The following is a 12,030-nucleotide window of genomic DNA, read 5'->3' as shown; positions in this document are numbered from 1 at the left end:
GTTATATAGCAGATATTTAATTAGTTATATAGTAGATACTTTAGAGGCAACATGAAATTTTACTTAAATCTAAAAAAATGATTGACGATGAATTATATACATGATATTATTATTTCAGTTGAGACGCGGGAGTGGCGGAATTGGCAGACGCACCAGACTTAGGATCTGGCGCCTTACGGCGTGGGGGTTCAAGTCCCTTCTCCCGCACCAACTTTATTGCACCTTTTGAGGTGCTATTTTTTTTGCCTAAAAATGTTATAATAAATGAGTTAGAACTATTTATTTAAATAATCATGAATACTATATGGTGCAGTATGGATAATACATTAACTAAGCTGCTTTCACAGAACCCATCCTTTGTGGATGGGCTAAACGCATTTCAGCGGAAAGGAAAGTCAGTCATATATGGTCTAAGTGGATCTCAAAAGAGTTTCCTCTTAAACCAAGCTTTTGCTACAGGCCTTACAAAGCCCGTAGTTATCGTAGTCCATGATAAGGACCATAAAGAGATGTGGGAACGAGATTTAGCCTTTTTCTGGCCTAATATCCCAGTCCTATCATTTCCTATAACTGACAATGTGGAGTTTACAACCACTGCTCGTAGCCTTGAAAATCAAGGTGCACAAATGCGTGCTTTAGCATTGCTAGCATGGCAAGAACCTGCCGTAGTTATAGCGAATGCAGAAGAGGTTACACAATATGTAGTATCTCCACAATATTTAACAGGCCAGTCGTTACATTTTTCTTTGAATGATACGATTGAACGCGATACAGCTCTTGAACAGCTTGTTACAATTGGATATGAACGTGTAGACCAGGTGGAACAACGTGGTCATTTTGCCGTGCGTGGGGATATTCTAGATATTTATCCTGTTAATAGTGAACATCCAATACGAATTGAGTTCTTTGGCGATGAAATCGATACATTGCGGTTCTTCTCTGTTGAGAACCAACGTTCCATTGAACAAATTGATTCGTATACGGTGACACCGTTATTCCTTGGTAAAAGTGATGCAGATTGCACCTTATTATCCTATGTGAAAGAAGGGTCTCTCATTTATGATGAGCCCGGTCGTATCCAGGAAGCATTAAAGAAATTCCTCAAGGAAGATCCTACACATCGGAAAAATCATTGCGACTGGAGTGAATTACAACGTACTGTAGAGGCTACAAATCAAGTAGCTTTCACATTTATGCAACAACGCTCTATCGGTTTACCTGGATTTAATCCAATCGGTATTCAAGGTAAAACGATGACGAGCTTTGAACGTCAAATTCCACTCCTAACAGATGAAATTAAGCAATGGCATCGCCTCAATCATCAAGTTGTATTGGTATTAAATAACCAACAACGACGAGAAGGTATTGAACGAGCTCTTGAAGGTGAAGGAATTGCCTTTGTTCATAGTGAGGAATGGATTGCAAAACCTAATACGGTCGTTATTTTGCAAGGTTTATTGACCGATGGTTTTGAATTACCTAATAGCCATCTCGTAGTTGTTGTAGAAGGCAATATTTACGGACAACAAAAACGTAAGCTTCGCAACAAGCCTAAAAAGGGCCAAGAAATCAACTACTTTACGGACTTAATACCAGGTGACTATGTAGTTCATAGCATGCATGGTATTGGTAAGTATATTGGCCTTAAAACGATAGAAACGGAAGGCATTCATCGCGACTATATTGAAATCGCTTATGCGGGAACGGATAAACTGTTCTTACCTGCAAACAATTTAGATCAGTTACAAAAATACATCGGTAATGAAGGTGATGTGCCTCGTATTCATAAGATGGGTGGTCGTGACTGGGCTAAGGTTGTTACAAAGGCAAAAAAATCCATTGATGATTTGGCAGATAAGCTCGTTGAGATTTATGCACAACGAGAAATTACAGAAGGCTTTGCATTTTTGCCAGATCAACCATGGCAGCAAGAGTTTGAAGATGCCTTCCCTTATGAAGAAACGGAAGACCAATTACAGGCTACAGCAGAAATCAAGGCATCCATGGAAAAACCTGTTCCTATGGATCGCTTGCTGGCAGGTGATGTAGGCTTTGGTAAAACCGAAGTGGCTATGCGTGCCATCTTTAAGGCCGTTATGAGTGGCAAACAGGTTGCGGTGCTCGTACCGACTACAGTTCTTGCACAGCAACATTTCCAAACCTTCTGGAATCGTTTTGCTCCATTTGGAGTCAAAGTCGATGTGCTCAATCGTTTCCGCAGTACATCTGAGAAGAAACAAGTTCTAAAAGGTGTAGAGGATGGCTCTATCGATGTTCTCATCGGAACCCATTCACTACTTAATAAAAAAGTAGTCTTTAAAGACTTAGGCATGCTTGTTGTTGATGAAGAACAACGCTTTGGGGTAGCACAAAAGGAAAAATGGAAAGAGTGGGCTAGTAATATTGACGTGCTCACCTTGAGTGCAACCCCAATTCCTCGGACCTTACATATGTCTCTTGTAGGTGTTCGGGAGATGTCTGTTATCAACACGCCACCAGAGGAACGATTGCCGGTTCAGACCTATGTGGTGGAATATGATATGAACATCGTTGCTGATGCCATCAAGCGAGAATTGGCACGGGGCGGACAAGTTTACTTCGTATATAACCGCGTTGCATCAATTAATCATATGGGTGAGTTATTAGAATCAGCATTACCTGGTTTACGCTATGCTATTGCTCATGGTCAGATGACGGGCCGTCAAATTGAAGAAATTATGACGGATTTCTATGAAGGCCATTATGATGTATTATTGTCTACTAGTATCATTGAAACCGGCTTAGATATTCCTAATGCCAATACCATCATCATTTATGATGCGGATCGATTAGGTTTATCTCAGCTATATCAAATGCGTGGACGCGTAGGGCGTTCTCGTAGACGGGCCTATGCATACTTTATGTATCGACCTGAGAAAATGCTTTCAGAGGCTGCAGAAAAGCGCTTGAAAGCTATTGAAGAGTTCACCGAGCTCGGTGCTGGTTTTAAATTGGCGATGCGAGATTTAGAAATCCGTGGTGCTGGTAATCTCTTAGGTTCACAGCAACATGGTAACATCGCCTCTGTCGGCTTTGGTATGTACGTAAGTATGTTAGAAGAAGCCATTGCGAAGGCTCAAAATAAAGAGGTAGAGCGCGAGGTCTCCATTGATCCAGCCATCGATTTAGAGGTAGATGCCTTTATCGACGATGCGTATATCAAAGATAGTGCCCGCAAAATTTCTGTATACCAACGATTGTTACATATTAAATCAAAAGAACAGCTTGATGATATGACAGATGAACTCATTGACCGCTTCGGTACGCCAACAGATCCGGTGGACCGATTATTGCGCATTGCTCAAATTAAAGAGCAAGCACGTTTACTTGGTATTAAAAGTATCGTCCGTAGAGATCAACAGATTACCATTCATTGGCATGACGATTCCAAAATGGCCGACTGGGATATGGGGGCTGTGCGAGAAGACTTATGGAAAAAGATGAAATTTGCAGACTCCAAGCCAGCCATATTGTATGTGAGCCTTAAAGGCATGAAAGGTTCTATTTTGACCATTACGGAAGCGGTGATGAAGGCTCTTAGCCAGAAAACATCGTCTAAGGAGGGCCTATGAATCGATTTTTAAAGGGTGCTATGATTTTAACCTTGGCTGGGATTATCGTTAAGGTTATTGGTGCTTTCAGTAAAGTCCTTATTGCCCGTGTACTCGGTGGTGAAGGGATTGGCCTATATATGATGGCCTATCCGATTTATCAAATTATCGTTAGTATTTCCGCTGCAGGCATTCCTGTGGCCATATCTATTATGATTGCGGAAAAGCTAGCTAATGATGATATGCGTGGCGTACAACAAGTGTTTTCCGTATCTTTAAAAGTGTTAACGCTGTTAGGCCTTGTATTTAGTGTTGCTTTATATGGCAGTGCACAGTGGCTCATAGATTCTCATATTATTACAGATCCTCGTGCATTGCTCGCCATTCAGCTATTATCTCCAGCAATCTTTATCGTTACGATTTTGAGTTGTTTTAGAGGTTACTTCCAAGGCTTCCAATACATGGTTCCTACTGGGACTAGCCAAGTCTTTGAACAAATCTTCCGCGTATCCTCTATGGTGGGCTTAGCCTATTACTTTATTGATAGAGGGTTACACTTAGCGGCTGGTGGTGCAACCTTTGCTACATTCCCTGGCGTATTAGCGGGATTACTCGTATTAATTTACTTTTACTATCGTCAACGTCGTGTACGGGCGCAAATGTTGGCTCAGCAGAATCCGAATGCTGTTGGTGAAAGTAATAGTTCTGTAGTGAAACGACTATTTAGTTTGGCCATACCTGTTTCGATGGCCAATATTATGCTGCCTATGGTATCCCTTATCGATACATTTATCGTGCCAAAGCGTTTGATGGATATTGGGTTTTATCTCAATGAAGCGACCACACAATTTGGTTATCTTACAGGGATGGCTACATCGTTGATTGGGTTGCCCATTATTTTGACTACATCTCTAGCTGCTAGTCTTGTACCAGCCGTATCGGAAGCGCATGCCCAAGGTGATGTACAACGTATTGTGCAGCGCGCTGGAACAGCCATTAAAATTGCAAATATGTTTACTATTCCAGCCTGTATCGGCCTCTGTGTGTTGGCGACACCTATATCTAAACTGATATATGCAACACCTCATGCAGGTCCTGTTATTGCTGTTATTAGCTTGAGCATTATATTCTTAGGTTGGCAACAGATTACAGCAGGCATCTTGCAAGGGTTAGGCAGAACTGTTATTCCTATGATAGCCATTTTTATTGGTTTGTTGGCTAAGACCTTCTTAGACTATGAATTGACAGGTACTATTGAGCTAGGCATTAATGGTGCTGCATGGGCAACGAATTTGAATTTTGCCATTGCGGCATTCATAAACTATATATTTGTTAAAAAATATGTAGGATCTGTACTTAATAAATTAGAGCTATTAAAAATTGTAGTGTCTGCCATGGCTATGGGCGGTGCTACACAAGTAGTGTATGTGACTACTGTAGAGTTATTCGGCAATGGTGGTGCAGTGGCAGCGGCTATTATTGTGGCTGTATTTGTATATGGTTTATCCTTATGGTTAACAAAGGCCGTTGTAAAAGCTGATATGTATCATTTCCCTGTTATAGGCAAGCGCTTACAAGCTCGCCGAGATAAGGAGGAGGCTAAACTATATGAAGAACAATACTGATAAGCCTGTATCGGTACAACCATTAGTAGATGTAGTAAAAGCCTTGCGAGCTCCTAATGGTTGCCCTTGGGATCAAAAACAGACTCATGAATCATTGCGTCGATATTTCATTGAAGAAACTTATGAAGTAGTAGATGCTATCGATAATAAAGATATGGCTAATCTTCGCGAAGAACTAGGTGATGTATTATTACAAGTTGTCTTTCACAGTCAATTAGCTGAAGAAGCTGGTCAGTTTACATTAGAAGATGTAATTAATGATGTGACTCAGAAGATGATTCGCCGTCATCCCCATGTTTTTGACCCTGAAAATAATGAAAAATCATACAGTTGGGACGAATTAAAGGCACAAGAAAAGAAAAATATACAAAAATCTGTATTAGATGGTGTATCTAAAAGTTTACCTGCTTTAGTGGCGGCTTATAAGTTGCAAGAAAAGGCTGCGAAGCTAGGTTTTGACTGGGATGAGCTCGATCCGGTTTGGGCGAAAGTTTCGGAAGAAATGGATGAATTTAAGGAGGCTATTGCCCAAAAAGATAGAGAAAATATGGAAAAAGAAGCGGGAGATGTGCTTTTTTCCTTGATTAATCTATTAAGATGGTATAAAATAAGCGGTGAAAATGCACTAAATCGCACAAACACAAAGTTCCGACAGCGTTTTTTACATGTAGAAGCTTGTGTTAACCAAAGCGATCGCTCATGGGAAGACTTTTCATTAGCTGAGCTGGATGCTTTTTGGGAGGAGGCTAAAGTGCAGGAAAAGTAGCCTAGAGGTTTGCATGCTTCTTAGGTATAGTATTTTTAAGGAGGTTCTGTCATGAACAAAACAGAATTAATCGCAAGTGTTGCACAAAAAACTGAATTAACTAAAAAAGACGCTGAAAAAGCGGTAAAAGCTGTATTTGACACAGTTGCTGAAGAATTAGCTGCTGGCGGTAAAGTACAAGTTATCGGCTTCGGTACATTCGAAGTTCGTGAACGCGCAGCTCGTGAAGGCCGTAACCCACAAAACGGTAAAACTATCACAATCGCAGCTTCCAAATCCCCTGCATTCAAAGCTGGTAAAGGTTTGAAAGAACAAGTTAACGCTGCAAAAGCTAAAAAACGCAAAAAATAATCTTTAATAGATTGGAAAGAGACCTTTCGAGGTCTCTTTTTTTCGTCTATTTATGGTATAATGCACAGAGAAAGGGTGTACTATGAATAACGAAAGATCACGGAAGGTTCTCATCGTGTCCGCTTCTATTGGGACAGGACATATGCAGGCCGCCAGAGCCATAGAAGAATATTGGAAAGAGAAGGAGCCACAAGCTTCCATAACGCATGTAGACTTTCTTGATACAGAAACCATGTCTGTAGAGCATTTGATCAAGGGCACATATATCAAGATGATTGACGTATTTCCTATGCTATATGATATGATTTATCGCGTATCAAAAGGGGAAAAACGAGGTACGATTTTGCAAACTGCATTATCATACCTATTGAAAAGCCGTATGCTTAAGTTGGTGCAACAAGAAGAACCAGATGTGATGGTATTTACTCATCCATTCCCATGTGGTGCAGCGTCTATCTTAAAGCGTCAAGGGCATATCGATGTACCTTTAGTGGCTATCATGACGGACTTTAGTAGTCATCAATTTTGGCTATATCCACAAATTGATACATACTATGTAGCTACTGAATCGATGGTAGATGAAATGGTATCGTCTGGTATCGATGCCTCACGTATCCATGTATCAGGGATTCCAGTGCGTCGTGCCTTCTTCCGTGATGCTATTGAAGAATATAGCTTAGAGGAACCCATAAAAGTGCTCGTTATGGGTGGGGGCCTTGGATTGGGTTCTCTAGAAACGGCATTAAAACACTTAGATGAAGTTAATGGCATTGATGAAATTACTGTTGTAGCCGGTCAAAATACGTCTCTTTATGAATCCTTAGTTACCCTTAGTGAATCTATGCGTACTAAGACTATTGTGTATGGATACACTACGAATATTTCGGAGCTTATGAAATCCTCTTCCTTGCTGGTAACAAAGCCTGGTGCATTAACCTGTATGGAGGCTGTTACAATTGGTTTACCTATGGTGTTCTTTAATGCTATTCCAGGGCAAGAAGAGGCTAATGCAGAGCTATTAGAACAACGAGGTTGTGCTCGTTGGGCTCGTGATATTCATAACTTAGAAGATGTTGTGACAGCCCTTCTTATCAATTCACCACGACTTCAACAGATGTCTGAGCACGCTCGTGAATGGCATGTTGATGGTGCAGCGAATATCGTAAATAGCTTAATTGAAATTCTAGATGCTACTAATACGGGTGAACCTGTCGAACTAGTAAAAGTGGAAGAGTCTATTAATTAATCTATTGTAGTAGCTAGTACGAATATAATTAGCTATTGGTAATGCGTGTATTTCTAGATTTGTAATATACAGATATTAGTAGCTTTATATGAAATAAAAAGCGATGACTTTTAGGTCATCGCTTTTGTTTTATTGGTATTGTTCAATATGTTCTTGTCGAATTTTTTGAAGTGTTTCTAAGAATGTATCTGTGCTTTCAGCACTGTCCAACAAGTCTTTTAGTTGGTAGGAATCATCTAGGGTCACACTCCATTGGAAGGCGTCGTTATCGTCGTACACATTGAATACGATTAACGTCTCTAAATCCTCTGGCAAATGACCGTCATCATCGGACACAGTTGCATAGGTGCCATCTTCCAAGAGCTCTGTAAATAATGTGTCATACCCATCGATATCGATAAGTTCAAAGTTGATAGTTTCGTAAAAGTCTAAAACGATATCTGCTGCCATGTGGACCTCCTCATGAATATATACGTTACGTTTATTCTACTGACGGCGCCTGTTACTGTCAATGGTAATGTGTAGTATAATAAATAACAGAATGACATAATAGGAGCATACGATGAACGTTATTAGTTTACAAAATATAGAAAAATCATATGGCACACGACTGCTGTTTAAAGATGTGAATATTACTTTCACCACAGACAAACGGTTAGGTCTTGTAGGGATTAATGGGACGGGTAAGTCTACATTCCTAAAAATTTTGGCAGCCCGAATGGAACCTGATAAGGGTACTATTGAGCGGAATGGTAAGGCGAGTATTCATTATTTGGCTCAAACCCCAGAGTTTGATCCAGAATCAACTTTGCTAGAAGCTGTTCTTGATGGAGACCATCCTCGTTTGCGGATGGTTCAATCCTTTGAACGCATTAGTCGTGAATATCGTGAAATGCAAGAGTCTGGTAGCGAGGATAGTAAAATATCGCGTAACTATATGAATGCGTTAGAACAAATGGATCAACAAGATGGATGGCAAGTAGAGCAAGAGGCTCGTATTATTTTAACTAAATTAGGTTTTCCTGAGATGGATCAAAAAGTGGCTATGTTATCTGGTGGTCAAAAGCGTCGTCTCGCATTAGGACAGGCATTATTATATCCTTGTGACCTATTATTGTTAGACGAACCGACAAACCATTTAGATGAAGATAGCATCGACTGGCTTGAGTCCTACTTAAGTGCTCGCCAAGGGGGCCTATTAATCAGTACTCATGATAGATATTTCCTCGACTCTGTATGTAATGGTATTTTAGAGCTTTCTAATCGTCGTATGTATCAATATGACGGTAATTACGAAGAATTTATTGCCTTGAAGGCTGATCGAGAGGCTCGCGAAGCCGCTACAGAAGAGAAACGCCGTCAGTTCTTGAAACGAGAAATCGAATGGGTACGTCGTGGGGCTTTGGCGAGAACGACGAAACAAAAGGCTCGTTTAGACCGCTATGAAAAACTTAAGAATATGGAGAAAACTAGACGTCCCGATCAAATGGATCCCATTGCTTTAAAAACACGGTTAGGAAAAACCATCTTTGATATTGAACATTTAGAGTTCTACTTTGGTGAGCGCCCTATGATTAAGGACTTTACCTACCATGTAGTGCGTCATGATCGTATTGGTATTGTAGGCCCTAATGGTGTTGGCAAGTCTACCTTTATGAATATTCTTGATGGAACCTATGAACCTACAAACGGTACTATTGGTAAGGGAGAGACCGTTCGCATTGCCCATTTCAAACAAGAACTACCAGAGTTTGATGAAGATATGCGTGTTCTCGATTATATTCGCGAAGATCATTCCTATATGGTTCTGGGCGATGGTTCTACGTTGAGTGCTGGTCAGATTCTTGAACGATTCCTTTTCACACCTGAGCTACATGGTGTGCCGATTCGTAAGCTTTCAGGCGGTGAACGACGTCGCTTATATCTATTGAAATTGCTTATGAGCGCTCCTAATGTTTTATTACTAGATGAACCGACCAATGATCTTGATATTCCTACATTAGAGGTACTAGAGGACTTCCTTGATTCCTTTAGTGGGGTCATTATCACAGTATGCCATGATCGTTACTTCTTAGACCGTGTTGTGGACAAACTCTTTGTTTTTAGTGGTGATGGTCAAATTGAAATTGTTCACGGTTCCTATTCCGATTACAAGGATTCTTTAGATGAAAGTAGTGGTGGAAAGCGCCCATTCTACATGGCTAATACTGATACATCTATTGCTTCTAAAACTGATAAAATTAACAAATCTGAAACTAGTACTGGGTGTGATGGTTCATCATTAAGTACTTCGGTAGATGGTAGTGATAGTAATATGGATACAGTTGGGGAAGATACTTTCAAAGAAACACCGAAGAAGGGTCTCAATAAAGCGGAAGAAGCAGAGTATGCTAACATCATGGATGAATTACCTAAATTAGAGCATTTAGTAAAGGGGCTCGATGTCATGATTAGTCAAGTTGCTACTGATTATGAAAAGATGCAATCCTTGATGGCTGAGCGAGAAGAGACTCAATCCCAAATAGATGCGCTCACAGAACGGTGGATGGAATTAGAAGAACGCCTATAACTCCTTGTATCATGTGATTTTTTAATATCTGTTATGCAAAGGAATTACATGTAAATTTATTGATAAAAATCACAATGTATAGTATAATTTCATCGATTAACGATAACAACGTTACCTAAGTAGGAGGAACTCATGAGTAAGTACCAATTTTTAGATCGTCGTGTACCTATTGAAGACGGCAATATTGCATTAGTTCAAGATTTATCAAAATGTAAAAACTGCTCCTTATGTCGTAAAGCTTGTGCTGTAGACATGGGCGTATTTGATTATTATGATTTAACAACTAATGGGGATCATCCAATTTGTATTCATTGCGGTCAATGTGCATCTATTTGTCCGTTTGATTCCATTAATGAACGCTCTGAAATTGATGAAGTAAAAGCAGCTATTGCTGACCCTAATAAAATCGTCGTTTTCCAAACTGCACCTGCTGTACGTGTAGGCTTAGGTGAAGAGTTCGGTCTTGATGCGGGTACATTCGTAGAAGGTAAAATGGTAGCTGCTCTTCGTAAATTGGGTGGCGACTATATTTTAGATACAAACTTTGGTGCTGACATGACTATCATGGAGGAAGCATCTGAATTGTTGGAACGCGTTATCAATAGTGATGCGGTATTGCCTCAATTCACATCTTGCTGTCCTGCTTGGGTTAAGTTTGCTGAAACATTCTATCCAGAATTCTTGCCAAACTTGTCTACTGCTAAGAGTCCAATTGCTATGCAAGCACCTACACAAAAAACATATTTTGCTGAAAAAATGGGCCTTGATGCAAAACAAATCGTTGCTGTTGCAGTAACACCTTGTACAGCTAAGAAGTTCGAGATCCGTCGTGACGAAATGAACTCCTCTGCTGAATACTGGGATGTACCAGAAATGCGCGATACAGACTACTGTATTACTACACGTGAGCTTGCAAAATGGTTACGTGCAGAAGAAATCAACTTTGATGACCTTGAAGATTCCTCATTCGATCCGTTGATGGGTGAAGCATCTGGTGGTGGTATCATCTTCGGTAATACTGGTGGTGTTATGGAAGCGGCTATGCGTGCGGCTTACAAATTTGCAACTGGTGAAGATGCACCTCAAACATTGATCCCATTTGAAGCAATTCGCGGTATGGATGGTGCTCGTGAAGCAGACGTAGTGATTGGTGATAAAACATTACATGTAGCGGCTGTTCATGGTACAGGTAACTTGCGTAAATTCATCGAACGCATGCGTGCAGAAAACATCCATTATGACTTCATTGAAGTAATGGCTTGCCGTGGTGGCTGTATCGGTGGTGGTGGTCAACCACGCGTTAAATTACCGATGGCTGATAAAGCTCGTGAAGCTCGTATTGCGTCCTTGTATACTCGCGATGCAGAGGTACAAGTGAAAGCAGCTTGTGATAATCCAGATATTCAAAAATTATATGCTGAGTTCTTCGATGGCAAACCTATGAGCCATAAAGCTCATCACATGTTACATACCACATTTGTGAGCCGTGCAGAAGACTTAGGTCCTAATGGTGCTTGTACGCCTGCTACATGCCCAACATCTGTGCCTAATTTGAAAAAGGCAGCAGAAGCGGCTAAAGCAGCAGCGGAAGCTAATAACTAATAGGTAATAATTAACCGTATTTGTAACCGTTAACTGTTGTAATTAGTTGCTATATACTATAAAAGCTCGTATGTGGCTTAAGTTAAAAGGCAGATAGTTGATAATTTATCAGCTATCTGCTTTTTTATTGTCTTTAGACTTGTAGGGGATGTTATGAAGAATCATAGAACTATTCACCTTACGAGTTATTGTGATCTAGAATATTTAGAAAGTACACCTATGATACGTAAATACTATTATAGTTGTTTTCACAGAATGAGATACTATATATGCCATATACG

8 protein-coding genes and 1 tRNA gene are annotated in these 12,030 nt (G+C 40.3%); 8 read left to right on the top strand and 1 reads right to left on the bottom strand.

The window, feature by feature from the left end:
* The first annotated feature begins 125 nt into the window (after nucleotides 1–125).
* The 6 genes from QZ334_RS04415 to QZ334_RS04390 all read left to right on the top strand — a co-directional run bounded on the left by QZ334_RS04415 (nucleotide 126) and on the right by QZ334_RS04390 (nucleotide 7,578).
* A tRNA-Leu gene (locus tag QZ334_RS04415) sits at nucleotides 126–210 on the top strand.
* Nucleotides 211–314: 104 nt separating this feature from the next.
* Nucleotides 315–3,611, top strand: coding sequence for a transcription-repair coupling factor (gene mfd / locus QZ334_RS04410; protein ID WP_295232275.1), 3,297 nt, complete (start codon nucleotides 315–317; stop codon nucleotides 3,609–3,611).
* Nucleotides 3,608–5,215 (top strand): putative polysaccharide biosynthesis protein, encoded by a 1,608-nt coding sequence (locus QZ334_RS04405; protein WP_295222107.1) that lies wholly within the window; start codon nucleotides 3,608–3,610, stop codon nucleotides 5,213–5,215. Before mfd ends, QZ334_RS04405 begins: the two co-directional genes overlap by 4 nt.
* The gene (gene mazG / locus QZ334_RS04400; protein ID WP_060924080.1) at nucleotides 5,199–5,981 is read left to right on the top strand and encodes a nucleoside triphosphate pyrophosphohydrolase; all 783 of its coding nucleotides are present in this window, start codon (nucleotides 5,199–5,201) and stop codon (nucleotides 5,979–5,981) included. Before QZ334_RS04405 ends, mazG begins: the two co-directional genes overlap by 17 nt.
* Nucleotides 5,982–6,032: 51 nt before the next feature.
* Nucleotides 6,033–6,332 (top strand): HU family DNA-binding protein, encoded by a 300-nt coding sequence (locus QZ334_RS04395; RefSeq protein ID WP_005385694.1) that lies wholly within the window; start codon nucleotides 6,033–6,035, stop codon nucleotides 6,330–6,332.
* An 82-nt stretch (nucleotides 6,333–6,414) separates the two neighbouring features.
* Nucleotides 6,415–7,578 (top strand): MGDG synthase family glycosyltransferase, encoded by a 1,164-nt coding sequence (locus QZ334_RS04390; protein ID WP_295232272.1) that lies wholly within the window; start codon nucleotides 6,415–6,417, stop codon nucleotides 7,576–7,578.
* A 129-nt stretch (nucleotides 7,579–7,707) separates the two neighbouring features.
* Here the strand turns inward: QZ334_RS04390 and QZ334_RS04385 are convergent, their stop codons facing one another.
* On the bottom strand, nucleotides 7,708–8,028 hold the full coding sequence (locus tag QZ334_RS04385; RefSeq protein WP_105086471.1) for a hypothetical protein: 321 nt from the start codon (nucleotides 8,026–8,028) through the stop codon (nucleotides 7,708–7,710).
* Nucleotides 8,029–8,140: 112 nt separating this feature from the next.
* On the opposite strand from QZ334_RS04385, the gene QZ334_RS04380 reads away from it, so the two are divergent.
* Both QZ334_RS04380 and QZ334_RS04375 read left to right on the top strand, forming a co-directional pair.
* Nucleotides 8,141–10,147, top strand: coding sequence for an ABC-F family ATP-binding cassette domain-containing protein (locus QZ334_RS04380; protein WP_295232268.1), 2,007 nt, complete (start codon nucleotides 8,141–8,143; stop codon nucleotides 10,145–10,147).
* Nucleotides 10,148–10,279: 132 nt separating this feature from the next.
* A complete protein-coding gene (locus tag QZ334_RS04375) occupies nucleotides 10,280–11,749 on the top strand; it encodes a [FeFe] hydrogenase, group A (protein ID WP_295232266.1) in 1,470 nt (489 codons plus the stop codon).
* The last annotated feature ends 281 nt before the right edge of the window (nucleotides 11,750–12,030 follow it).

The organism is Veillonella sp., assembly GCF_019414865.1.
In the GTDB taxonomy this organism is placed as follows: Bacteria; Bacillota; Negativicutes; order Veillonellales; family Veillonellaceae; genus Veillonella.
Note: the sequence above shows the minus strand (reverse complement) of the source record. Positions and strands in the feature narration are given on the sequence as shown.